We start from the raw sequence: 24,884 nt of genomic DNA on the forward strand, positions 1-24,884 counted from the left end.
TGACTACCGATCTTGCTATTCGGGCCGCCGGCCAATGCTAACTCAACCGCAAACGGCGGCAGATCCGAGGTTCTCAGACATGACGCGAAATGGCGGCCATCTCCTTGTTGATTGCCTTCTAGCCTTGGGTGCGACCAAGGCATTCGGGGTGCCCGGGGAAAGCTATCTCGCCGTTCTGGACGCGCTTCACGACACCATCGGCAAGCTCGACTATGTGCTCTGCCGTAACGAAGGCGGTGCGGCTTTCATGGCATCGGCCTATGGCAAGCTCACGGGCTCTCCGGGCATCTGTTTCGTGACCCGCGGACCGGGAGCCTGCAATGCCAGCATCGGCATCCATACGGCGATGCAGGACAGCTCCCCATTGATCCTGTTCGTGGGTCAGGTCGGCACCAACATGAAAGGTCGCGAGGCCTTTCAGGAGATCGACTACCGGGCTCTGTTTGGCACGGTCGCGAAATGGGCGGTGGAGATTGACGACGTAGACCGGCTGCCCGAAATTGTCGCGCGTGCATGGAGCACTGCCCTGACCGGCCGGCCAGGTCCAGTGGTGGTCGCGCTCCCGGAAGACATGTTGACGACCGTCACCTCCGCTGCGCCGCTCTCCGGTTTCGCAAAGACGTCGGAGGCCGCGCCTGCGACTGATGCAATCGCGTCGGTTGGCGCGCTACTGGCTTCGGCAGAACGCCCACTCCTCCTGATCGGCGGGACCAGCTGGACGGACCAGGGTCGCTTCGCGCTTCAATCCTTTGCCGAGAGATCCGACATCCCCGTCGTGGCGGCATTCCGGTATCAAGATCAGTTCGACAATCATTCGTCGTCGTTTGCCGGCGAGGCTGGTGTTGGAATGGCACCTCACGTCAAGAAGCTTATCCTAGAGAGCGACATTATCCTCGCCGTCAATGTCCGCTTCGGCGAAATGACAACAGATGGATACTCGCTGCTCAACGTACCGCGGCCCCGCCAAAAACTCGTGCACGTTCACCCGTCCGATCGGGAAATAGGAAAGATCTATGTTCCAGATATCGGAATTCATGCAGGGCCGAACGCCTTCGCGGGCGCTCTCCAGGTCGTGAATGGAAAGTGGTCGGAATGGCGTGCCAAAGCCAGGCTGGCCTATGAGCAGGCCTTCGAGGCGCCGGAGCAACCGGGTCCAGTCGATATGGTCAAAGTCAGTGCGTGGTTGCGGCAGCGGCTGCCCGCCGACGTGGTCCTGACGAATGGCGCTGGCAACTTTACCGTATGGCCGAACAAGTTCTTCAAATTCGGCCCTGCGGCGCGACTGCTCGCGCCGCAATCTGGCGCCATGGGGTATGGCTTACCTGCCGCCATAGCGGCGAAAGTCGCTTGTCCGGGACGCACCGTCGTCTGCTTTGCCGGTGATGGCGATTTCCAGATGAACTGCCAGGAGCTCGGTACCGCGATGCAGGTAGGGGCCCAGCCGATCGTGCTAATTCTGAACAACGGAATCTACGGAACCATTCGCGCGCATCAGGAGCGCGACTATCCGGCGCGGGTCTCGGGCACGACCATCAATAACCCCGATTTTGTTAACCTGGCGCGAGCCTATGGCTTCCATGCCGAACGTGTCGAAGCCACGAAGGACTTCGCAGCGGCATTCGAGCGTGCCCTGGCATCGCCGACAGGCGCTGTTCTCGACCTTGCGGTGTCGCCTGAAGCTCTTACGCCCCGTCAGACTCTTTCCCAAATGCGCGATGCTGCGCTTGCCTCGCAGAAGGTGAAGTCATGAGCAATCGCAAGGAGGATATTCGGCTCGGCGCGGACATCGGCGGTACCTTCACCGACCTTGCGCTTGATGTGCGCGGCAAGATCTTTTCGGCCAAGGTGTTGACCAACTATTCGGCCCCTGAGCAGGCCATTCTGGATGGCCTCGCCATCGTTATTCGGGATGCGGGGATTTCGGCGGCGGATATCAGCCTCATCGTCCACGGAACGACGCTTGCGACCAACGCGCTGATCGAACGGAGAGGTGCAAAAACCGCACTGGTAACAACGGATGGCTTTCGGGACGTCATCGAGATGCGGACCGAAAGCCGGTTCGAGCAGTATGACCTCAATCTGCGACTGCCGACGCCCTTGGTCCCCCGCGAAGATCGTTTCGTCGTCAAAGGTCGCATAGGCGCAGAGGGGCAGCAGCTTCAGGCGCTGGATGAACTGGCGCTGGAGGAGATCGGAGACATCATTGCCGCGTGCGGCTACCGAGCGGTCGCCATCGGCTTCATCCACTCCTATGCCAACCCGGTACATGAGCGGCGGGCTCGGGAGATCCTGCACAAGAAGGTCAGCGCGCCCATTTCCATCAGCGCGGAAGTGTCACCGCAAATGCGTGAGTTCGAGCGATTCAATACTGTCTGCGCCAATGCCTACGTTCGACCTCAGATGGCCGATTATCTGGCCCGCTTGCAGCATCGCCTGAGGCAAATGGGGGCCGACTGCCCGGTCTTTATGATCCATTCCGGTGGCGGCCTGATATCGGTCGAGACGGCCTCCGAGTTTCCGGTTCGACTGGTCGAATCCGGACCGGCGGGAGGTGCGATCTTTGCAGCTGACATTGCCAGCCGCTTTGGCCTGGAGAAGGTCGTTTCCTACGACATGGGCGGAACAACGGCCAAGATCTGCCTCATCGAGAACTACGCACCACGCACAGCGCGAACCTTCGAAGTCGCGCGAACGTACCGTTTCTGCAAGGGGTCGGGCATGCCGATCTCGATCCCCGTGATCGAAATGATCGAAATAGGGGCGGGCGGCGGCTCGATCGCCTGGGTTGACGCAATGAGACGCATCCAGACAGGACCGGAGAGCGCCGGATCGGAGCCCGGCCCCGCCTGCTATGGCCGTGGCGGCGAGCGACCGGCCATCACCGATGCGGATCTGATCCTCGGCAAGTTGGATCCCGACAATTTTGCGGGCGGCGCAATCAGGCTCGATACGGCTGCCGCGGAGCGGGCAGTCATGCGCGATGTTGGCGAGCGACTTTCCCTGAAAGTTATGGCGACGGCATTCGGCATTTGCGAGGTCGTCGACGAGAATATGGCGAATGCCGCTCGGGTGCATGCCATCGAGAATGGCAAAGACATATCCGACAACGTGATGATAGCCTTCGGCGGCGCCGCGCCTCTTCACGCCGCGAGGTTGTGCGAGAAACTAGGCATCGATCGGTGTATCGTTCCACAGGGTGCCGGTGTCGGCTCCGCGATCGGCTTCCTCAAGGCTCCCTTCGCTTACGAAGCGGTGGCGTCGCGGCTGGCACGGCTGTCGCAGTTCGACGTTGCGGAAGTCAACTCGCTGCTTGCACAGCTCAGGATTTCGGCCGAGGGCTTCGTCCGCACTGGCGCGAACGCTAGGATCACCGTCGAAATTACCGCTTTTATGCGCTATGCCGGACAAGGCTGGGAGATCCCGGTATCCCTGCCCGATGAGCTCTTCGACGATGATGCTATCTGTAAACTCGAGTCCCTGTTCCGCGCCAGTTACCAGCGATTCTTCGGCCGCACCATTGACGGGTTGGACGGCCTGGACATTGAAGTGGTGACTTGGTCGGTCAAGGCGACCGATGACCGGCCCCCTGCAGCGCGTCACCGGTTGACGACTGGTGATCGCACTATCCAGCCTACCGCGATCCGGCCTGTATTCGATCCCGCAACGGGCGCGACACAAGACTATGTCATTGTCGAGCGTGACGCGCTTAGCCCTGGCGACAGAGTAGTCGGGCCGGCAGTGATCACCGAACGGGAGACATCTACAGTCGTCATGACGGCCTTCGATGCCGTCCGGCAAAGCGACGGCGCAATTCTCCTGATCCGCAAAGGCAACCCGGCATGAGCGACATTGGTGAAATCCGCATGCAGGTCATGTGGAACCGGTTGATCTCCGTCGTCGAGGAACAGGCACTTACATTGCTTCGTACGGCGTTCTCGACGTCAGTGCGCGAGGCTGGCGACCTTTCGGCCGGCGTCTTCGATCCACGCGGAGAGATGCTTGCACAAGCAGTCACAGGGACACCCGGCCACGTTAATACAATGGCCGAAGCTGTGCTGCACTTCATCGGCGAAATTCCCCGGGAAGAGATGTTCGAAGGCGACACCTATGTCACCAATGATCCTTGGAAGGGGACGGGCCATCTGCATGACATCACCATGGTGTCGCCGTCGTTCCTGGATGGCGAACTTGTTGCGTTCTTCGCCTGCACAGCGCATGTGGTCGATGTCGGAGGCCGCGGATTTGGCGCCGATGCCAAATCTGTTTATGAGGAAGGCATACAGATCCCGATCATGAAGTTCGCGGAAAGGGGCGAGGTCAATACCGACCTGGTGCGCCTGCTGCGAACCAATGTGCGCGAACCAAACCAGGTTGTCGGCGATTTCTATTCACTGGCGGCGTGCAACGAGGTTGGTCATCAGCGGCTAATTGCCATGATGAAGGAGATTGGCCTGCAGTCTCTAGACGTGTTGGGCGAGTTCATCTTCTCGCACACCAGGGTTGCCATGCGTGAGCGCCTCGAAGCCCTCCCGAAGGGAAGCTGGTCAAACGAGCTCGTTACTGACGGCTACGACACTCCGGTCAAGCTCGCCGCTACCGTCGCCATTCGCAACGATCATGTTGCAGTCGATTTCACAGGTGCGGATCCAATGAGCCGGTGGGGCATCAATTGCCCGATCATCTACAGCAAGGCCTATGCCTGCTATGCTCTGAAGTGCGTGGTCGCGCCGGACATTCCCAACAATTCGGCCTCGCTGGCCTTCTTCACGGTGGAGTCCCCGGTCAATATCCTGAACGCCGTTCGTCCGGCCCCGGTGGCGTTGCGGCACATCTTGGGACACATGGTTCCCGACCTTGTGCTGGGGGCACTAGCAAAAGCGATACCTGGCCAGATCCTTGCGGAAGGGGCGGGTGCTCTTTGGAATATTCACATCTCGGTCCGACCAGTGGCCGGCCAGCAAGGAAGCCGCGCAGAGGTGCTGATGTTCAATTCGGGCGGCATGGGAGCGCGCCCGAGCTCGGATGGGTTGTCGGCAACTGCCTTTCCCTCCGGCGTTCATACCATGCCGATCGAGGCGACCGAGCATACAGGGCCCATCATCGTGTGGCGCAAAGAGCTGCGCCCGAATTCGGGTGGAGACGGCCAGTTCAGGGGTGGACTGGGGCAGCTCATCGAGATCGCTGCAATCGACGGCCACGAGTTTGACTTCTCCGCCATGTTCGACCGGGTCAACCATCCCGCAAAGGGGCGCAACGGTGGCGAGCACGGCGCGGCCGGCGCAGTCATGTTGGATGACGGCACAAAAATGCGGCCGAAAGGCTGGCAGCACGTGCCGGCTGGCCGCAGGCTTATTCTCGAGCTTCCGGGGGGCGGGGGCTACGGTGATCCGGCCAAACGCGACCCCAGAACCTCTGCGCGAGATCGCTCTAAGGGCTATGTTCTAGAGAATGGCAAATGAGATACGTTTCCTCCAGACTTTCCGCGGTTAAGCCATCTCGCTCGATGGCTGCCTCGCAGGCTGCCCTGGCCTTGCGAGCCAAGGGTATAGATGTCATCGACCTCGGATTGGGCGAACCCGATTTTCCGACGCCAATCCATATCATTGAGGCGGCCTGCAAGGCTGCCCTCGCGGGCGAAACGCTCTACACAGCAGCTGCTGGTACGCCCGCCTTGCGCGAGGCCGTTGCAGAGAAATTCCGGCGCGAGAATGGACTCGACTACGTTGCCGACGACATCGTGGTCGCCAACGGCGCCAAGCAGGTCATTTTCAACGCGCTGATGGCCACATTGGAGGACGGCGACGAGGCCGTGCTGCCCGCTCCATATTTCGTCTCCTACCCCGAGATGGTGAAGCTACTCGGCGGCGTGCCGGTGATTGCCGAATGCCCAGCAGAGGCTGGATTTCGATTGACGCCAGATGTCCTCGAGGCGGCCATTACGAATCGTACGAAATGGCTTTTCCTCAATCTGCCGGGCAACCCTTCGGGGGCCGTGTATTCAAGGGAAGAACTGCAAGCGCTTGGCGGCGTCCTGGCGCGGCATCCGCAGGTCCTGATCCTTTCCGATGAAATTTACGAGCACATTCTGTTCGACGGTCGAAAGTTCGTGTCGTTTGGGGAAGCGTGCCCCGAACTGAAGGACCGCACCCTGATCGTGAACGGCGTCGCTAAGGCATATGCCATGACCGGTTGGCGTGTCGGATACGCGGCCGGCCCCGGGCCCCTGGTGAAAGCGATGAATACGGTGCAGAGCCAGTCCTGCACGTCTGTCGCGGCTCCGATGCAAGCGGCAGCTCTCGCCGCGCTCACAGGGCCGCAGCATTGCGTGGCCGAATTTCGCGTAGCCTTTGAACGCCGACGAAATCTCGTCGTGTCAGCCATCGCCGGAATCACGGGACTCTCCCTGGTGCCGCCGAAGGGCGCATTTTATGCGTATATCGGCTGCGCCGGCCTGATCAACAAACGCACGCCGAAGGGCGATATACTATCGAATGACGCCGCTATATCGAACTACATGCTCACGGAGGGACATGTGAGTTCAGTGCCCGGCTCGGCGTACGGCCTGTCTCCCTTTTTCCGTATCTCGACGGCAACGTCCGACGAGATCCTTACCGAAGCTGTCGCCCGTATCGCCAAGGCTGTGGGCGCGCTACAGCCCTCCGAGGCCACCGCATGAGTCCGCGTTTTGACACGATCCTGATCACCGGCGCAGCCGGTCGACTTGGAACACATTTGCGCAGTGGTCTGGCACCACTGGCACGCCGCCTGCGCGTTTCAGACAGGGTTGAGATTAAGGATCTCCGGCCTAATGAAGAGGTTGTGATTTGCGACCTCTCGGATTTCGATGCGGTGCTAAAACTGACTGAAGATGTCGATGCTATCGTCCATTTCGGAGGCGCAGCCCTCGAGACGAACTGGCAGTCCATCCTCGATTCCAGTATCCGCGGCAGCTACCACATCTACGAGGGGGCAAGGCGCAACGGGGTCAAGCGCATTGTCTATGCGTCTTCGGTCCACGCGATCGGCTATCACAAAATCGAGGACCAGATCGACGCCGATGCTCCGCATCGGCCCGATAGTCTCTATGGCGTATCGAAATGCTTTGTGGAGGATCTCTCGCGGCTGTACTGGGATAAGTTCGGTATCGAAACGGTCTGCTGCCGAATCTTTTCGTCGTTCGACAAGTTTAAGGACCGCAGAATGCTTTGGTCGATGCTGACATTTGGCGATTGTGTTCGTCTTGTTGAAGCGAGCCTGACCGCTCCGCGTGTGGCACATTCGATTATCTTCGGCATTTCCAACAATCGACACCGCATGGTCAATAATCGGCTGGCTGGCCATATCGGATTCCATCCTCAGGACAGCACTGAGGCGTTTCGTGCCGAGGTAGAGGGGCGATTGCCTGCTGCTGGTCCGGACGAACCAGCCGTGCGTTTTCTGGGTGGTTGGTTCGTTGATCTGGGTCATCCTGACGACCCGGACGAGTAGGGCGATGCTCGGTTATCGAACCCGTCGAGAAGCTCAACGTTGCGCAACTAAAACGGCATTGCGACAACCAGACATGATCAAGAGGACGACGATTGCAATAATCACCGGCAAGTACCGGGCTGACTGTCATCTCGCGTGCGACTTCTGGTCTGCCCATCCGCTTCTGCCGCGCAATATGAAGCGTTGAGTTTCAAACATGAATTGCTGTCCCGTGCAGCCATACCCGCCAGGCCGACGTGGCGCTGGTTAGACTGGACGAGCTAGTGTCCTGCCTCGCAAATGGTGACCAATAACTCACGCGGCCTCGCCCCTGTTGAGGGCAGTTCGGGCGCGATGGATTTTTTCGAGGATGGCCTCGCCTTTGGCCTTCCACCTGTACGGCTTTGGGTTGGCGTTTCGTTCGGCGAGGTAAGCGTTGATGTCGTCGACCAGTTCTTTGACCGAGCCGAAGCTGCCGGTTCGGATGACATCCGCGGTCAAGTCGGCGAAGAAGCGCTCGACAAGGTTCATCCACGACGACGAGGTCGGCGTGAAGTGGGATTTGAAGCGTGGATGGCGTTCGAGCCACGCCTTGACCTTCGGGTGTTTGTGGGTGGCGTAGTTGTCCTGGATCAGATGGATGTCGAAGCACTTGGGTGTCTCGCGATCAATCTGCTTCAGGAACCGCAGCCATTCCACGTGCGTGTGGCGGGCCTCGGTGCGCGTGATCAACCTGCCTTCCAGCGCGTTGAGGGCTGCAAACAGCGTGATCGTGCCGTGACGCGTAATCATGGGTCATCGTGCGCGGCCGCTTCGGCGCGAGCGGCAAGCCGAGTTGTGTGCGCTCCAAGGCCTGGCATTGGCTCTTCTCGTCGCAACAGAGCACAAGCGCCCTGGCTGGCGCATCAAGATAGAGCCCAATCACGTCCCAGAACTTTTCCTCGAATTCCGGATCGTTCGAGAGCTTGAACGTCTTCACGACATGCGGTTTCAAGCCGTTCTGCGACCAGATGCGCTGTACCGAGCTTGCCGAAACACCTGCGTGCTTCGCCATCGTGCGCAAGCTCCAACGGGTCCGCGTCTTGGGCGGGCGCGTCGCATCGGTCATCACGCGCGCGACTTTCCCCGAAGGGATCGAATGCTTGCGGCCACGGCCAATCTTGTCATCGAGCCCCGCGAGGCCGTGCTCCTCGAACCGCTTCGACCACGTCGAGACACGCTTCGCTGTGGTGCCAAGCCGTTCCGCCACCACCGAGACGGCAAGCCCTTCGAGCCGGCCAAAGACGATGTCCGCCCGTTCTCGCTCATGCACCGTGCTGGTCGTCGCACGTGACCGCCGCCGCAGTTCCTTCACGACATCGGGCTCAGCCTCTATCAGCTTGATCGGACGCGCCATCCGAGCGATCCCTTCCGCAAATCACTGGCACCCAAATATTAGTCGATATTAACACTTAGAGGCTAGAGGCGGCGCGGGGCAATCCCTATCCCGCGATCAGGCAGCGCTACGTATGGAAGTAGTGGTGCCGCCTTTGGCTTAGCTCAGGAAGACGATCTACACAACGAACGCAGATGCTGCGGCGCAGCTTGCGGAAGATCGTCAATGGCGGAGTTCGCTGGCGCAGACCCGCTGGACCGCGATGGTGTAGTTTGCGATCCGTTCGGACGCCAATTTCCAAGGCGAGCGCTGACCCTGGACACCGCTAGTTTCCCTCTCATAGGTACTTCTCACGCAGCGTCGGACATTTCCGAATTTTGATTTCGAATGCACATGTGAAGCTTAACTGCCAAATCGCTGGCTGCCATCTTTCGATTGTTGAGACCGTACTCGGGTTGCAACGATGACAAGTACTTCATTCCAGTCTAGCATAATCGTTCGAGATATTGTCATGTCCTATCATTCTCAGTCGGAATAAAATGCCTCCTCGCAGATTTCTTCCGTCGACTGCATTGCTGTCGGCGTTTGAGGCCGCCGCCAGAACTGGTAGCGTTACCTTGGCTGCGAGAGAACTTAGCCTCACCCAAAGCGCCGTAAGTCGGCAGATCAAGCTCCTTGAGGAGCAGCTCGATGTTGAGCTCTTTGTACGTCAACGCCAGTCGATCCAGCTGACGGCCGCCGGCGAAGCGTATGCCCGCGAAATTCGCGACGCGCTGCGCAAGATCAGCACGGCTTCCTTCAACCTTCACGCCAATCCGAGGGGCGGCACGCTCAATCTCGCCATCCTGCCGACCTTCGGCACGCGCTGGCTTGCACCACGACTCCCAAAGTTTCTTGCGCAGAATCCGGGCATCACTGTCAATTTGACAACTCGCCTGACCTATTTTGATTTCCGGACCGAAGCGCTGGACGCAGCCATCCATTTCGGACCGCGGGACTGGCCCGGCGCTGAGATGGCTTTGTTGCGCTCCGAAGAGGTTGTCCCAGCTTGCAGCCCCGAGCTGAAGAAACAGTACAGATTCCGCAAGGCAGGTGATCTGAAGGAGGCTCCGCTGCTCAGCAACTCGGCACGCCCTAATGCCTGGGACCAATGGTTTTCCGCACAAAACATAGAGGGGGCGTCCGGACAGACGATGTACTTCGATCAATTTGCAACAGTCGCCCAAGCGGCGATGGTTGGGATCGGCATCGCGCTGCTGCCGACCTTCCTCATCCAGGACGAGTTGGCGAGCGGAAAACTCGTTCGCGCACTCAATCTGCCAATGGAGAGCCCCGAGCGGTACTATCTGGTATGGCCACCTGAGCGATCAACCCATCCCCCCCTCGTCGTATTTCGGGATTGGCTGCTCGCTGAAACCGCCGCAGACCGGTAAGCTAGTTGAAATCCACTCGCGATAGAAAAAATTACCGTCTCGGAGCCCATGCCGAGGCATCAGCGAAATTCAACTTGATCGTCGTCGGTGTACCTTCAGCACTCTATTGCGTCACTCCGTTGCGCAAGTCGCCCAACAACGGCTCGCGCGAGCGCGTCCCGGAGAACCTGCGAGCCGGCATGGTCAGAATCACCGGCTACCTAAGAGGACAAACACTCCTATCTCAATCTGCGATCATTGTTCTTCAGCGCCTCGATACTCCGAAGCATCTGGATCGAGACCTGCACGATCCACACGGGCTCGTTGCACTTGATCTTGAGGAAGCTGAGGTCTCGCACCGCCTTCTGCACGGTGGTAAAGTTGCCAGTATCGCTACGTCCGCGAACGGTGCGCCATCAAGTATGGAGTTCCGGTAGAAGCTTTCAAGGTGATCGTACAAGGCGCCCTCCAACAGGAAGTTTCGCACCTACTGAGCCTAGTACCTCTGCACAGTGATTATGGCTCTTTGGAAGCGTCTGGATAGGCTCGGCCCATTTTTGCGCGCGCTTTTTCTGTCGTGAACATCCATTTGATGCGGGAGCGTGCAGCATTTCTCTGCCGTTCCCAAGCGGTGATTTCGCGGCGCAGTCGCTTGGGGTCGTCGATCCTGCGAGCGAGGCACTGTCCCCGCAAGACGCCGATCTCGATCTCAACCATGTTGAGCCAGCTTGCGTGCTTGGGAGTGAAGTGGAACTCGATCCGCCGCAAGATCCGTCTGGCTTCGGCGGGCGGAAAGGTCTGATACAGGGCGCCGGCGGAGTGGGTCGATAAGTTATCCTGCACGACCCGGATGGTCTCGGCATCGGGATAATGGATGTCGACGAGGTCACGTACGCATTCGGCATAATCTTTTGCCGCTCGTCGCTCTGTAAGTTTGACCTTGCGCCAGGGACGATGCACGTCGAGGAGAACGAAGAGATTGACCGTCCCGTTGAGACGATACTCGTAATCGTAACGTTCGAGCCGGCCCGGCTTCATCGGGATTGGCTGACGGACCTCGCCGATGAGTTGCACCGGACTTTCGTCGAAGCACACGACCGGCCGCTTGGGATCGGGCACCTCGGCATAGAGATCAAGCACGTCCTCCATGCGGGCGACGTATTCGCCATCGACCTGCGGAATGCACCACATATCTTTGCGCCATGGTTTGAGGTCATTTTCCGCCAGGCGTCGCCGAACCGTCTCGTGCGACAGGCTGTCGTGTTCGGTGAGATTGACTATCGCACCTGCCAGCAGCTTGAGCGTCCAGCGGGCACGGCCCTTTGGGGGGCTGGCACAGGCGGTCGCCACCAGCAAGGCTTCTTCCTTGCCCGTGAGTTTGCGCTCCGCTCCGGGACGCGGCTCTTCGCTCAGCGCCCGCTCCAGATTGCCTTCCACGAAGCGTCGCTTGGTCCGGTACACGGTCGAGCCGCTCACGCCAACGCTCCTGGCGATCTCCTCGTCGCCGGCCGCGGCATCGGCAGCCAGCAAAATCTGTGCTCGCTTGAGCTTGCGGGACGCATGCTTGCCGCCGCTAAGCAGCGCCTTGAGTTCGGTCCGCTCGACTTGGCTGAGTTCGACCCGATAGCGTACATTCATGCCTGCCTCCTTGATCGAGGCACGCACGAACAACTGAATCGGATGGCCGGCGTGAGTCCTTCGGCAAAAGCCTTCACGCCCAAACAGGGGCAGTACCTCGCCTTCATCCACCTCTATACGCGTCTGCACCGCAGACCCCCGGCGGAAACCGACATGCGAGAGTATTTTCGCGTCACCCCGCCTTCGGTTCACCAAATGGTGCTCTCGCTCGAGCGAGGCGGCCTCATCAAAAGGCAGCCCAGGACACCTCGTAGTATCGAAGTCCTCGTCGATCCCAACGACCTGCCGGAGCTAATCTGACCGCCGACCCAACCCGTCAAAATCACTGTGCAGAGCCACTAGTCGTCCGTTAAGAAACCGAATTAAGCGGAGAGCGGTCGCTGGCGGCAGCGATGAGGGTGGTCAGGATCAGGCACCAAAGAGCCCTTAGCCAGGCGATGATGCGGCGGAAGTTGTGGCCGACGGCTGAGAGGATGACGTTAGCCGCATCGCCGGCGCGGCCTTTGAGGTAGCAGCGGCCGAGGTGACCATCGGTCTTCAGGTGTCCGATGATGGGTTCGATGGCGGAGCGGCGGCGCAGCTCGCGCTTGATGACACCGAAGACGCCGCGCTTCTGGCCAGAGATGAAGATTCGGCGGGGATTTTGTGCGTTGTGACCGCGGTATCCCTTGTCGACATAGGCCCGCTCGATCGCGCAGCCGGTGAGTGTCTCGGTGCGGTCAATGACGTCCTGCAAGGTATGACCGTCGTACGGGTTATCGGGTAGCGCCGTGGCGTGCAGCACGAACAGGCCCCCAGGAGCCAGGCGGTTGTTGGTGACGATGGAGGCTTTGACGCCGAACTCGTAAGGCGCGGCTGCTTTGCCCTTGCCGATGCACTCCACCTCCGGGGCGTGGAAGGAATAGAGCTTCCAGCCGCGCTGGCGTTGCTGCTGCGAGCGGATCTGCGAAGCCCGGCTGAGCGGGAGGGCGAACGCGTTCTCGATCACAGCCTGACCTTCGATCTTGCGGCGGAGATCGCGGATGATCCGGCCCAGCCGGCTACGCAGGATGCGCAACTGCCGCTGATGCCGTTTGAATTGCTTGGCATGGGCGTAGCGCCCCGCCATCATTGCCGCGGTCTTGGCAATGCGAAGGTAGGACTGCCGCAGCTTGACCCGGTGCTTCCTCGCCAGGCGGTTGAGCCCCTTGATCGCCGCGTGCAGCAGCTTGGCATCGGTCGGGAAGGTGATCGCCTTCGGCTGCACGGTGGTATGTGCGCCATGACGGCGCGAAGAAGGAGGTTGAATATGTAGACCATCTTTCGAGCAGCCTTGCTGCGCAAGAGATGAGGGCAGGTCCCTCGGACTCGGATTGCAGGATCAGAGTCCAAACCGCCACAAGCTGCTTTAGCTCAATGGCTGAGGTGGTGAGCGTTGCTGGAAAAGGCGGGCAATCAGCCCGTCAGGTGAGCCACGGGAAGACGAACGCAAGTAAACCGCCGATGATGCATCGAAAGTACAGTTCAGGTGTTGTCGAAACCAGGGGCGATACCACCTCCTGGGATCAAGCGCGGCGAGAGCCTGTCTATTGGCCGAGCGGCAACCGGTGTAGAGGCGGCGTGATCCCGATGGCAGGCTCTTGCGCGGAACATGGGAACCTGCGTCGCGATGCCAAGGGAGACCCCAAAGGCGGCGGACCCGCCGAGGGCAGAGTACCAATGCGCGACGCAGGGGCGGACGGGTTCGTAATAGTGATGAGGCCCGGTAATACGGGCGGAGCGAAGGGACCCGATCTTCCAGCCAAAGTCACAGGCCAACCGGAAACGGGAGGAGCCGATGACTGAGGCAAAGTCGTATCAGATCCCCAAGCATCTCGTTTGGGAAGCTTGGAAACAGGTGAAAGCGAACCGCGGGTCAGCGGGTGTGGACGGGGTCTCCATCGAGGAATTCGAAAAGGACTTGAAGAGAAACCTCTACAAGATCTGGAATCGAATGTCGTCGGGGACATACTTTCCGCCTCCCGTCCGTCTCGTGGAAATTCCCAAGGCTAATGGAGGGAAGCGACCGTTAGGAATACCCTCTATAGCTGACCGCGTGGCTCAGACGGTTGCAAAGATGGTTATGGAGCCGACGATGGAACGAATATTCCATCCCGACTCCTATGGCTATCGGCCCGGCCGTTCGGCGCTTGACGCAGTCGGGACAGCGCGAAAGCGTTGCTGGAAATTCGACTGGGTTATCGACCTTGATATCAAGTCGTTCTTCGACTCAATTCCTTGGCACCTGATCGAAAAGGCCGTCGCCCACCACACGGAACTGAGTTGGATTCGTCTCTACGTAAAGCGGTGGCTGCAAGCTCCCGTGGAGAAAGAAGACGGAATCCTTGTGGAGAGAACACGCGGAACCCCTCAGGGTTCAGTGGTTTCACCGCTGCTCGCAAATTTGGTTCTGCACTATGCATTCGATCACTGGATGCAGCGGACCTTCCCTTGTTTGTGTTTCGAAAGATACGCTGACGATGCGATAGTCCATTGCAGAACTGAAAGCGAGGCTCGAACCGTGATGGAGGCGATCCGAAAACGTCTTACGGAATGCGGTCTGGAGCTCCACCCGGAGAAAACCCGGATCGTCTACTGCAAGGATAATAAACGGAGAAAGGAATGCGAACACATCTCGTTCGACTTCCTTGGCTACACCTTCCAGCCGCGCAGCGCTCGCGATCGAAAGGGCGAGAAGTTCCTCAACTTCCTCCCGGCAATCAGCAACAAGGCTGCCAAAGGAATCCGACAAACCATTCGCTCATGGCGACTGGGTTCGACGCGAAACCACTGGAGTCTTGAAGAACTCGCCAAGCTGATTGATCCTGTCGTGCAAGGATGGCTGAACTATTATGGACGGTTTTACCGGACAGAATGTGTCAACGTCCTTCGTCACGTTAACGACGCGCTCGCCCGTTGGACGAGGCGGAAATACAAGCGGTTGAAAGGCCGGAAAGTCGCCTCAGTATATTGGTTGGGACGGCTCGCACAGCGCGATCCGAACCTGCTCTATTTGTGGCGAGTCGGCATTCGACCTGCGGCTGGAAGATAGAAGCCGGATGAATCGAGAGGTTCACGTCCGGTTTCGTGAGAGCCTCGGGGTGCAATTCCCCGGGGCTACTCGACCGACCGTGACCCGCTTGAGGTCCTGGCTGCGTAACGCGCCGGCCTCGTGCGCCACCCGCAAGCTCTCGGCCAGCAACAGCTCCAGCTTGTCGCCGAGCCGTTTGCGCCAGTGGCTCAGGTCCGAGCGCTCGTGCGGGAAGGCGTGCTGAAAGAACTCTTCGCCGGTGAAGAACTGGAAGTACGGGTCGTGGACCCAGCGCTCGCACACCCCCTCATCGGACAGGCCATAAATGTGCTTGAGCAACAGCAGCCCGATCATGAATCGGGTCGCGATGCCTGGCCGACCGTTCTCGCTATAGAGCGGCGCGATCTCACCGTCGATCCAGTCCCAATCGACTTTGCCGGCGAGCTGAACCAGCTCGTGCTTCATATTGATGATCTGGTCCAGCCTGGCCCGGAACAGATCGCCCGATCCCGTCGTCCTGTGCTTCTTCGGTCGCATCGCCACCTCCGATGCGACGACGGAATCATGACTGGCGATTCGACGGAATCCTGAAAATGAAATTGCAGGGTTCCGATGCTCGAAGCATCAAAACCCTGCAATCGCAAAACAGTCCACAACGACAAATGCGATTCTAGCTCAATCGCTTAGCCGCTCTTCACGGACGACTGCCTAAGGAGCGCTTGTGCCGCTGCTGCGGAAGCAAGGCGGAGCGCCCGGACATTTAGTGGCGTCCGTAACGGAGCTGACGGCACGCGAATGCCTCATCGGGCTTGCCTCGCCGGCACCGCCTCCGGATTGTAAACCTGACCGAACCGATTGCCGAGGAAGTCTGATAATGCGATCTCCTCCTGTCGGACAAAGCCCTTTGCTAACAGCCTCTTCTGCGCCAAAAGGTCGACGACGGTGGAAATGCCGGCCGCGGTGGTGATCTGAACGGCACTCAGTTTGCGCCCCGCAACAACTCCGGCATAGATCTTGTTTGCATAGGTTTCCTGCACATAACGCTCGTGCCGCCAACCGCAGACCGTGACGAAGATGACGACCACATCCTGCATAGTTGCGGGGAGCGCGTTTTCGAACAGATCCTTCAGCACAACGCGGCGGTTCCTCAGATTCAGGTCGTTCAACAGCGCTTTAATTATAACCTGATGGCCAGGATAACGGATAGTGCGGTAGTTCATGGTGCGTACCTTGCCCTCCAGCGTTTTTGCCAACGTGCCAAGGCCGCCGGAGGTATTGAAAGCTTCATAGGCCACGCCGTCGAGCGAGAGCTCCTCCCGTTCTTCCATGGCTGGCACATTCACCAGTCTGCCTTCCACGACTGCTTCGCATGGCTCGATATATTCATTGATCAGACCCTCGGTACTCCAGGTCAGGTTATAGCCGAGTGCGTTAGAGGGATACTGCGGCAGCGCGCCGACGCGCATGCGCACACTGTCGAGGCGGTCGAAGCGCGATGCGAGATCGTTGGCGACGATCGAAATGAAGCCGGGGGCCAGACCGCATTGGGGGATGAATGCACGCTCGGCGTTTCGAGCCAGAGCCTCGATCTTCTTTGTGGTGGCGACATCCTCGGTTAAATCGAGATAGTGCGCATCTGCCCCCAGTGCAGCCTCGGCGACGTGCGCCGTCAAATGGAAGGGGACAGCCGAAAGCACGGCAAATTTACCGTAAAGCGCGGCCACCAGACTTTCCTGACTGGCGATGTCAAGCATCGCACGGGAAATCGCCGGGTGGCCGTCGATCTCAGCGAGCTGCTCGCTACTGCGGTCGGCGACTGTTACGTTGTAATCGCCGGTATCGGCCAGCATCGTTGCAATCGCACCGCCGATCTTGCCTGCACCGATTACGATGATCTCCTTCATGCTTCTCTCCTTTTTGTAGCTTGGATGGCCATGAGTCTAGGCAACGATCCGGCGATTCATAGCGACAACAGGCGCAATTCAGCCTACCTGTCTTGGCAGATTGACGAATGATGCGACAATCCGAAAGAGTCCCATATCCTCCACAGACTGAAAGGCAGACGATTATTTTAGTGCTTCTGGGCGAGAAATCCCGCAGCCGAGCTCCGTGAGACCGCGGGCGTCCGAGCGAGTCGGTGCTGGAGTTTTATCTCGATCAAACGATTGTTTCAGCCAAGGCCCTGTAGGCAGGTGTCTTCGTGATCAAGCGGGCAATCGAGGCAGCCGCCGGTCGGTTGCGACCCAACGGGGCCAGCTCTAGTTGGCGGGTCCAGCGGCTTTCGCCGTAGGCATGCTGGGATCACGGGACCGGTTTGTTAGTGGGATTCTCGGCCACTCCGATCTCCTGATATCAAGCAGCGTTTTGCTGCTAGGGCGCCGGTGTAGGCATGTAGGCACGCTTTAGTAGCGTTGTTTAACTGCAGCGTGAGTCCACAGTCATATCGACAAGTCCGTTGACGCCTTCGCGCTAGCGGCTTATTGGCGCGTCCATTGAGCGCCTGACGTCCGGGCGACGGGTGATGTAGAATGTAATCTAGGCGGCGATGCTGGGCCTGCGCCTCGTGGTCCTCGACATAGCCTTTGACGTAGTGTTCTCGTGCCTGAGCGAGCGCCACACCCGCTCGATGCGCGGTCGTCCATCCAGCGGCCTGCCGTCGGCCATCGAAATGCGCACGATGGCCGCCATCGGCTCGCCGGTTACCGCTGGCTGCTCATGAATTGGCTGTTGAGGATCTCCGACCGCCGGAAGCGGGCAACCGCTCCCGGCGCATCGACGCAGAAAGACACGTCCGTGTTCGACAGCCGTCACGTCAGCACTACCCGGTTCGCCCGGTCCATGATTGACGCGGGACGCGTCACTGTTTGCGGTAGCTATTCCTACGTGGCCGCACTAACTGCCGCCCAACAGATTAACGGCCGTATCGCGCAACAGGATCGATCCGCAGAGATCTTTGAAATTTCGACCCAATCATAGCTTGTCCTTTCTTGATTGGGGTTCGCTCGAAAAAGCTCCGAGTTCACGCGATAAACAATGGAAGAGCTTTCCGTCGCCGGTCAACTACCAAGAGTGGCGATTGAATCGGTGAGGAAGCTGGTAATTACTGGGTTAGTGCTGATATCAGTTGTTAGGTGCAAGGAGTTCGAAATGCAAACGGAGTTCGGCCGCGACGCGCACAGCCATCACCGCAGCAGTAGTGCGCTGACAACGACGGCAGTCCCAAAAGCGGCCACCCGGATTATCGACCTGCGTAGCGATACCGTTACGCGTCCGACAGCGGCAATGCGCGCCATCATCGCTGGTGCGCCGGTTGGCGACGATCTCTATCGCGAAGATCCAACGGTGCTCGAGTTGGAGGCGTATTGCGCCACATTGTTCCGCAAAGACGCCGCTATCTTCATGCCCACGGGCACGATGAGCAACCAGATCGCTCTGCGATGCCACATCGAGCCGGGAGGGGAGGCCATTCTTGATGCTTCTTATCACATCCACTTTTTCGAGAGCGCGCAGAGCGCATGCCTCGCTGGCGTGGCGCTCAACTGTTGCACTACCGTCGACGGCGTGCTCACTGTCGACGACGTCGAGAAGGCTTGGCTGCGCAAACCGCGCGGATCCGGCTATGCCGTCCCACGTCTTTTGTGCATCGAAAACACAGTCAACGCCGCAGGCGGCCGCATCTTTCCGTTGACGACCATTCGCGAACTACGTTGCTTCGCCGACCAGCGTAAGGTGACGATCCATATGGATGGCGCCCGCCTGTGGAACGCGTGCGTGGCTACAAGCATCACGCCCGCCGAGTACTGCAGAGATGTAGACACGGTCTCAGTGTGCATGGCGAAAGGGTTGGGCGCACCGGCCGGCTCCGTCCTGGCGGGCTCCGCGGAAGTGATTCAGACGGCGCGCCGCTACCGAAAGTGGTATGGCGGTTCGATGCACCAGTCAGGAATCCTAGCCGCGGCCGCACTCTTCGGGCTCCGCAATCACCGAACACGTTTGGCGGACGATCACGCTAACGCTCGAACGCTTGCGGCCGGATTAGCGTGGCTGACCGAACCTGCGATCGCGATTTCGACCGTCGAGACGAACATCGTGATGCTCGACGTCGCCTCGTTTGGCATGACGGCCACGGTGTTCGCCGAACGGGCGAGGGCGGAGAATTTGCTGGTAATGCCGTGGCTTCCGACGGTTGTCCGGATGGTGACCCACCTCGATGTAGACCGCGCGGATGTGGAGGAGGCCCTCCGGCGTCTAGAACGTGTCATCACCGCCGCCAGTCAAGCTACTTGACGACCGAGAGGAGACGATTGCGTGAAACGGCCTTTGTCGAGAACAACGCTTCCAGGTCGGTGAAGAAGGTCTGCCGAAGCGCGTCTCCGGGATAGCGGTTGCAAGCATGTAGCCGTCGGATTACCCGGCGGACCCTTACATCTTACATCTACGCCGAGATAGCCGCCTTTGGCGTGCGCAACGTGTCGATGAACACCTTGACTGCGTACTAGTAGGGTGGTGCGCCTTACCTTTGCCGGTGCACTTCACCTCTGGGGCTTGTAGCGAATAGACCCGGGTCAGCGCTGGCGGGCTCCTTCCGGTCAGGCACTCGTGGCGCCTGCGTCAGTGTGCGTCCAAGGACAATCCTACTGGGCAAGTCAGGGGCTTTGACTTGCGGCCAATGTCGCGGATGACGCGGGCAGATAGGCTCGAAGCGCCTTCAACCCTGCCTTGGCGCGATTAACTGATGGAGTGGTCGGCGGCCTCCGCACCCGGCGTTCCAAAGTGTGGGGGCTGCTGTCGGTCCACTTGAAGAGTACCCCCATGAGCAAGCTTGTTACAATCGATTGGATATCAGATTTCGCCAGACCGTTCTTCAAATTCATGATGCGTGTTCTAGACGATCGCGGTCACTAATTTCTGGCCATCGTGATCGTTCCAGAGCATTGTGACGGTTATTTCTAGCGGATCGTGATCGGGGACGGCGGGCCGGGCACCACTGCCAGCCTGCAACCCGGGCTTGGTCATCTGCCCGACACCAGAGGATCGAGATGCCGACAGAGAGACTGCCATGTGCCACATTCGCTAAACGTTTGCGCGCAAACCACAACCTCGGCATGCCGCGGCGCGCGATGACCGCAGTGTTGGCTCGGCCAGGGACCAGTCAACAGGACCTTAACCTCGTGCGCCGAGCCGTCCAAACGCAGCTGCGGCTGCCGGAGCTCAATGACGGCCCGTTGCGCGACCTCGCCAACGAGCGGCGCCGTTCGGTTACCGTCGGTATTCGTCCTACTGCGGAGGGAGATGAGCCATCGGGGATCAACCGCTCTCTTCGTGACGAATGCATATTGGAGGCCGATTCGTCTACAGCTTCCGAAGAAATAAGGCCATAAGACGGAATTCGGCGTTGCAAATTAACCTGGGCGTCTCGCATACAAAGGTTCCAAGCCCGCGGACGACGCAAGATTCCACACGATAACTCTCGCAGAGCATGCTTGATCGTTGTCGCGCATACAACATCGTCCGCCAACGCGGCGGCAGATGGCAGCGGTCTCCCGCCTTGGAATCATTTTTGATTACTCGCCGCATGCGTTCGCCATGGTCGTTCTTGAGGCGAGCCAATAGTCGAGGACAGAAGTGGACGGATAGCGACAATCATTCGAAGCGACAGCCTCAAAGGGAAGGTGGATAGATTGACAGCAGACCTCCTCATCCCTCGGTCCATTCCGCAACGCAGGCGCGGTCCATAGAGCGAGGCAATCTTCCAGCTGTGGCATGGCGTCGACATTGAATGAGATCGGCCCACCTGGAAAGGTAGGTGTGGCGGCAATGGAGACATGCAACATTAGCCGCTAGGGGAAAAGGAGGCGAGAATGGGAGGCGACATGAATCAAGCGCTAACGAGCTAACGTAAGGCGCTAAATTTGATGTCCGACAATGCCTTCGTGTCACAACGAACGACCTTTGTCCGACAAAAAAGAAACCGCAATCTTGGAGAATGCTACCATGAGTGAAGGGGTTTTGATCGATAATGCCATTTCACGCACCGATGTCATCAAACGCGGGGCGCGTATCGGCGCTGAAATCAAAAATATTAAGCTAACGGGCGATCTACCGAACCAGACCATCGCTGCGATAAACGGCCTGCTGCTTGAGCACAAGGTCATCTTCTTCCGCGACCAGGGTCATCTGGACGATGTCGAGCAGGAGCGCTTTGCTGCGCGTTTTGGGAAGCTTGCGCCAAATCCGACATTTGATGTTCATAAGGGAACGACCTCGATCCTCGAGATTGCTTCCGCACGCCCACCGTTCCGAGCTGACATTTGGCACATGGATTGGTCGTGCCGAGATGCCTATCCCAAGATTTCGGTGCTGCGGGGCGTTGTGATACCGCCACTCGGCGGCGACACGGTGTGGTCGAACACCGCAACCGCATATCTGGACTTGCCGCTGCCGCTGCAACGGCTTGCCGATGACCTCTGGGCTATTCACAGCCTCGTCATATTTTCTCGCCCCAGCGAAGCCGATAAGAATCTTTATGATGAGGGCGTTGCTAGGGTGAGGTTCGAGACCGAGCATCCCGTCGTACGCGTCCACCCCGAGACCGGCGAGCGCACGCTGGTGCTCGGCTCTTATTTGGAACGTTTTGTTGACGTCCGGAAATATGATGGCCAGAGGCTATTCGATCTATTCGAGTCTCATATCATCGCGCCGGAAAATACCGTACGTTGGAGTTGGAAGCAGGGTGATGTTGCTGTCTGGGACAACCGCGCTACGATGCATTATGCGGCGAGAGATTACAACGACCAGGCCCGTGTCGTTCATCGTGCGATGATCGAGGGCGAGGTGCCGGTCAGCGTCGATGGTCGGCGCAGTGTCGCGCGTGTCAAGCTCGTCGAGCCGCCGCCTCCAACATAGCCTGAGTTTTCGAGATAGTTTGCGTACTCCTGCTTGGAGAAGCGATCGAGGTGTTCATCGACCTTCGCTAGGTTGCGTCGACATAGCAAGGTTCTGCCGCTCGGATTAGAGGTACTTGAGTTTGGCGAAGACCTGCTCGATCGGATTGAGATCCGGGCTAACGCGGAAGCGCAAATGCGCTCCGGTGAACCTCCTCCGAATGAGTAGACACCTGTAGTAGGCTCGTTGAGCCCGGAGGTGTCGAATGGAACGTCAACGTGGCACGAGTAGCGCGGATTGCGTTGTGGTCAGGTTCGCCCTTGCGACTGCCGAGGCTGTCGAGAATGGCGATCTCGCCCTCTGCCAAGGCTGGCGCCAGCACATTCTGGACGTAGAGTGTATCGACAACTGGATGGACGATACAACAACACCCCGCATTCCGGCTCGCCGCGGGAGGATATTGTATCAATCAAGCGTGCCAAGTCTATCGGGCTCAACTCCATTTGAAGCCGGCAATATCCGCATGCAGTCGTACTTAATCGATGAGGACGTCACCGGCTTGCGCACCAACTAGTGACAGCTGCTGCATCCGACTTATCGAAGCTTGCAATTCATGCTGTCCCACCTTTGCGATTTATACTTCAGCTTCTGGTCTGTCGGCAGTATCGCAAGATTCCAAAATGCAGTGACCGAGCACAACATTTTAGGAGTGTCGCATTCTGTCCTTAATCCTCCGCTGTCCAATCCATGACAGTAGCCGAGCACTTGGGGCAGGAGCGGTTGATCATCTGCAGGCAATGGCAGTTACATCACCCTCGTTGAGCATGCCATGCGGAAGTACGAAATCGTAGGCTCGCCGGCTGCCGCCTTCGGAACGTATCCCCGATCATTTGTAGTATGGAATGCCAATTCTCTGGAGTGACCTGGCTCGGGATATCGTGTCTCCCAGACCAAAAATTGACAAACCGCTCCTCGCTCATGGTTATCGCTTCGGTGGTAGCGAGTGAAATGCAGTTACCCAGACCGGGATATTGGTTGAGGAGCGCCGCGTATGTTCCCATCTGACCGAGGAGTTGAGTAAGCGCCCGGCGTAAAGCCGGTGCCATGTCACGTATCTGATTTTCGATTTCTAGTTGAAAGGGGTCAGTCTCAAGATCTGCAAAGAGGGTTACAATTGTGAAGAACCCGGAAGGTTTTAAGAGTCGCATGCTTTCGCGAAGCGCTTCCCTCGCGTTCGTCAAATGGAATGATGTGCTATAGCAAATCCAGTCCAGCGAACCGTCAGCTAGGCCCGTGCACTCGCCCGGCGTATTGATCCACGATACGGCTGGATACTTTGGGCCGAGCCTCTGCCCCACCGCGACCATTTGACTCTCAGGTTCGACCGCATAACCCGAAAGCCCCATATCAGCCAGAGCATAGGCGATCGCACCCGTGCCAGCGCCGATATCACCGAATATCGGGCTCTGAGTTACTTGCTTTACCTGGTCAGCGAGCATCTGAAGCAGTCGCCGTGAATAGGACGGGAACGCCGGATAGGAGTCTGCTATTTCGGAAAAGCTTCCAAAGGATGGCCTCTTATCAACTTGCATCGTTTTCTCCATCTCGTTGATGATTTGTTAGGGTGCAGCTCATCTGAGATGTCCCCCAGTTGGCAGTCACCCACCCGCGTCCTTGCAAGAAAGAATTCAAAAATCGTGCCACTGGCTGATCGAAGTCGAAGGGAGAACTACCCGGCAATGACCGACACACGATTGTCCTATTCACGACAATGGTGCTTGGACAATTTCCTAAGGACCTCTCATCTAAGCCCCTTGAGTAACTTTTAGTGGAACTCTGCGAGGTCTTTTCTCCGCGGTTGGCACGGATCTTGAAGCGACGGTCGAGAGGCTGCAAATGCGCTTCGGAATGTCGGAGAATCGCTCCCAGTCATCGAGTGCCAGGTCTTGATCACCGGCTACAAAACTCAACTGCGACTCGTAATCTATGAGGTCGACTATGCGTGCAACAGAGGGCTGAGTCGTTGCTCAACGGAGCTCTTAATGAATGGAGCAGAGAATATCTTAGGTTGTGCTTTGGTGAAGTTCCGGGAGTCTGCTGAATGCAGAAGATAGTAGTAGTTGGCGGTGCGCTGCACGAAGCGATCAGACAAGAGATCATGCGGCGAGTAGCCAACAATGAATATAAGGCAGGGGAAACTCTACCCTCTGCCGCGGCGTTGGCAGAGGAGTTTGGCGTAAGCGCAATAACGATTAAGCGTGCGCTGCGGGACCTTCAATCTACCGGAATCCTGCGTGCCGTCCCTGGGCTTGGAACATTCATATGTGAGACGCGTAGGTTCGTTTGCAACACCGAGTTCGGCTTTACATCTTTTAAAGATGTGCAGCGACTTGGACTAAAGCCGCGCATTCAATTGACATCAGTAACAAGGGAGGCGATCCGCCATTCAACGTTTTGCGAGTTCGATGCGCCGACTCGAACAATGCTTTGCCTAAGAAGGATCATATCGGTCGATGGTATACCGATCATATTTGACACTTCGTACTTGCCGCTTTCCTTAAGCGACAGAATGGTCAACGAGTTTGGAGGCAAGCTTTTCTGCGAGGCATTGCACGCTTGCGGGGCACGCCTTCGAGAGACCACCCTCCTCATCGCAGCCGCACCGGTCTCGGAAGAGGCTCAACAAGTATTCGGGATTCCTAATGGATATGCAGCCCTCCGACGCCTTTATGAACTAACGATTATGGAGCCTTCCTTTAAAATATTCGGAATGGCGGAATCTCCGTTTGACCGGCTAGCCTTCTCGGTCGATATGAGATGCGGGTGTTCCGAGTTGTAATCCTTCATCCAGTTGTCGATCCGCATTAGCGGTGCTGGCGGCGGGAATCGGATTCACACGAACGTAGTCGCGCTTGATGGTGATCTTGCCCCCGAGCTTACCAAATCCTGAGTTTACCCTGGCGGTTGGATTTGTCCGGTTGGGCGGTAGGAGTGACGGGAGCTGGCGCGGAGCTTGCGACCTAGCCCGTCTTATTCATCAGCGGATTGTTGAGAGGCT

The 24,884-nt window shown here is 58.4% G+C and carries 17 protein-coding genes and 3 pseudogenes; 14 read left to right on the forward strand and 6 right to left on the reverse strand.

All coding sequences use genetic code 11. The annotated features are described in order from the left end of the window. Positions 1–79: 79 nt before the first annotated feature. The 5 genes from ACP2YO_RS13590 to ACP2YO_RS13610 are packed head-to-tail and all read left to right on the forward strand — an operon-like array spanning position 80 to position 7,488. A complete protein-coding gene (locus ACP2YO_RS13590) occupies positions 80–1,750 on the forward strand; it encodes a thiamine pyrophosphate-binding protein (protein WP_426441299.1) in 1,671 nt (556 codons plus the stop codon). Beyond that, positions 1,747–3,843: a hydantoinase/oxoprolinase family protein gene (locus ACP2YO_RS13595; RefSeq protein ID WP_426441300.1), complete on the forward strand. Its 2,097-nt coding sequence runs from the start codon at positions 1,747–1,749 to the stop codon at positions 3,841–3,843. The genes ACP2YO_RS13590 and ACP2YO_RS13595 overlap by 4 nt, the downstream gene beginning before the upstream one ends. Further along, a complete protein-coding gene (locus ACP2YO_RS13600) occupies positions 3,840–5,459 on the forward strand; it encodes a hydantoinase B/oxoprolinase family protein (RefSeq protein WP_426441301.1) in 1,620 nt (539 codons plus the stop codon). The genes ACP2YO_RS13595 and ACP2YO_RS13600 overlap by 4 nt, the downstream gene beginning before the upstream one ends. Next, positions 5,456–6,676 carry a pyridoxal phosphate-dependent aminotransferase gene (locus tag ACP2YO_RS13605; protein ID WP_426441302.1) on the forward strand — a complete coding sequence of 407 codons (1,221 nt, stop codon included), beginning with the start codon at positions 5,456–5,458 and terminating at the stop codon, positions 6,674–6,676. Before ACP2YO_RS13600 ends, ACP2YO_RS13605 begins: the two co-directional genes overlap by 4 nt. Continuing rightward, positions 6,673–7,488 carry an NAD-dependent epimerase/dehydratase family protein gene (locus tag ACP2YO_RS13610; RefSeq protein ID WP_426441303.1) on the forward strand — a complete coding sequence of 272 codons (816 nt, stop codon included), beginning with the start codon at positions 6,673–6,675 and terminating at the stop codon, positions 7,486–7,488. The genes ACP2YO_RS13605 and ACP2YO_RS13610 overlap by 4 nt, the downstream gene beginning before the upstream one ends. A 294-nt stretch (positions 7,489–7,782) precedes the next feature. Here the strand turns inward: ACP2YO_RS13610 and ACP2YO_RS13615 are convergent. Next, positions 7,783–8,863 (reverse strand): annotated as a pseudogene (locus ACP2YO_RS13615) (IS630 family transposase). A gap of 518 nt (positions 8,864–9,381) precedes the next feature. Between ACP2YO_RS13615 and ACP2YO_RS13620 the strand changes: the two are divergent. Together ACP2YO_RS13620 and ACP2YO_RS13625 are read left to right on the forward strand one after the other, a co-directional pair. Further along, a complete protein-coding gene (locus tag ACP2YO_RS13620; protein ID WP_426441304.1) occupies positions 9,382–10,275 on the forward strand; it encodes a LysR family transcriptional regulator in 894 nt (297 codons plus the stop codon). Between the two features lie 74 nt (positions 10,276–10,349). Beyond that, the gene (locus tag ACP2YO_RS13625; protein ID WP_426441305.1) at positions 10,350–10,691 is read left to right on the forward strand and encodes a hypothetical protein; all 342 of its coding nucleotides are present in this window, start codon (positions 10,350–10,352) and stop codon (positions 10,689–10,691) included. 79 nt (positions 10,692–10,770) lie between these two features. On the opposite strand, the gene ACP2YO_RS13630 is transcribed toward ACP2YO_RS13625, so the two are convergent. After that, positions 10,771–11,892: an IS630 family transposase gene (locus tag ACP2YO_RS13630; RefSeq protein ID WP_426441306.1), complete on the reverse strand. Its 1,122-nt coding sequence runs from the start codon at positions 11,890–11,892 to the stop codon at positions 10,771–10,773. Positions 11,893–11,934: 42 nt separating this feature from the next. On the opposite strand from ACP2YO_RS13630, the gene ACP2YO_RS13635 reads away from it, so the two are divergent. After that, positions 11,935–12,192 carry a LexA family protein gene (locus ACP2YO_RS13635; RefSeq protein WP_426437214.1) on the forward strand — a complete coding sequence of 86 codons (258 nt, stop codon included), beginning with the start codon at positions 11,935–11,937 and terminating at the stop codon, positions 12,190–12,192. A gap of 49 nt (positions 12,193–12,241) precedes the next feature. Here the strand turns inward: ACP2YO_RS13635 and ACP2YO_RS13640 are convergent. Further along, positions 12,242–13,150, reverse strand: a pseudogene (locus tag ACP2YO_RS13640) (IS5 family transposase); the annotation flags it as partial. Positions 13,151–13,708: 558 nt separating this feature from the next. Between ACP2YO_RS13640 and ltrA the strand changes: the two are divergent. After that, positions 13,709–14,962: a group II intron reverse transcriptase/maturase gene (gene ltrA, locus ACP2YO_RS13645; protein ID WP_426436699.1), complete on the forward strand. Its 1,254-nt coding sequence runs from the start codon at positions 13,709–13,711 to the stop codon at positions 14,960–14,962. A 75-nt stretch (positions 14,963–15,037) separates the two neighbouring features. Here the strand turns inward: ltrA and ACP2YO_RS13650 are convergent. Both ACP2YO_RS13650 and ACP2YO_RS13655 read right to left on the reverse strand, forming a co-directional pair. Further along, positions 15,038–15,478, reverse strand: a pseudogene (locus tag ACP2YO_RS13650) (transposase); the annotation flags it as partial. A 263-nt stretch (positions 15,479–15,741) separates the two neighbouring features. After that, positions 15,742–16,845, reverse strand: coding sequence for a saccharopine dehydrogenase C-terminal domain-containing protein (locus tag ACP2YO_RS13655; RefSeq protein ID WP_426441307.1), 1,104 nt, complete (start codon positions 16,843–16,845; stop codon positions 15,742–15,744). Positions 16,846–17,486: 641 nt separating this feature from the next. Between ACP2YO_RS13655 and ACP2YO_RS13660 the strand changes: the two genes are divergently transcribed. The 4 genes from ACP2YO_RS13660 to ACP2YO_RS13675 all read left to right on the forward strand — a co-directional run bounded on the left by ACP2YO_RS13660 (position 17,487) and on the right by ACP2YO_RS13675 (position 22,400). Beyond that, positions 17,487–17,660, forward strand: coding sequence for a hypothetical protein (locus tag ACP2YO_RS13660; protein WP_426441308.1), 174 nt, complete (start codon positions 17,487–17,489; stop codon positions 17,658–17,660). Between the two features lie 428 nt (positions 17,661–18,088). Then, positions 18,089–19,228: a threonine aldolase family protein gene (locus ACP2YO_RS13665; protein ID WP_426441309.1), complete on the forward strand. Its 1,140-nt coding sequence runs from the start codon at positions 18,089–18,091 to the stop codon at positions 19,226–19,228. A 1,707-nt stretch (positions 19,229–20,935) separates the two neighbouring features. After that, entirely contained in the window at positions 20,936–21,847 is a 912-nt protein-coding gene (locus ACP2YO_RS13670) for a TauD/TfdA dioxygenase family protein (protein WP_426443182.1), read from the forward strand. Between the two features lie 244 nt (positions 21,848–22,091). Beyond that, on the forward strand, positions 22,092–22,400 hold the full coding sequence (locus tag ACP2YO_RS13675; RefSeq protein ID WP_426441310.1) for a hypothetical protein: 309 nt from the start codon (positions 22,092–22,094) through the stop codon (positions 22,398–22,400). A gap of 235 nt (positions 22,401–22,635) precedes the next feature. Here ACP2YO_RS13675 and ACP2YO_RS13680 read toward each other — a convergent pair whose 3' ends face one another. After that, entirely contained in the window at positions 22,636–23,418 is a 783-nt protein-coding gene (locus tag ACP2YO_RS13680) for a class I SAM-dependent methyltransferase (protein WP_426441311.1), read from the reverse strand. A gap of 509 nt (positions 23,419–23,927) precedes the next feature. On the opposite strand from ACP2YO_RS13680, the gene ACP2YO_RS13685 reads away from it, so the two are divergent. Next, on the forward strand, positions 23,928–24,665 hold the full coding sequence (locus tag ACP2YO_RS13685; RefSeq protein WP_426441312.1) for a GntR family transcriptional regulator: 738 nt from the start codon (positions 23,928–23,930) through the stop codon (positions 24,663–24,665). The last annotated feature ends 219 nt before the right edge of the window (positions 24,666–24,884 follow it).

The sequence above is a fragment of the Bradyrhizobium genosp. P genome (assembly GCF_049949265.1).
In the GTDB taxonomy this organism is placed as follows: domain Bacteria; phylum Pseudomonadota; class Alphaproteobacteria; order Rhizobiales; family Xanthobacteraceae; genus Bradyrhizobium.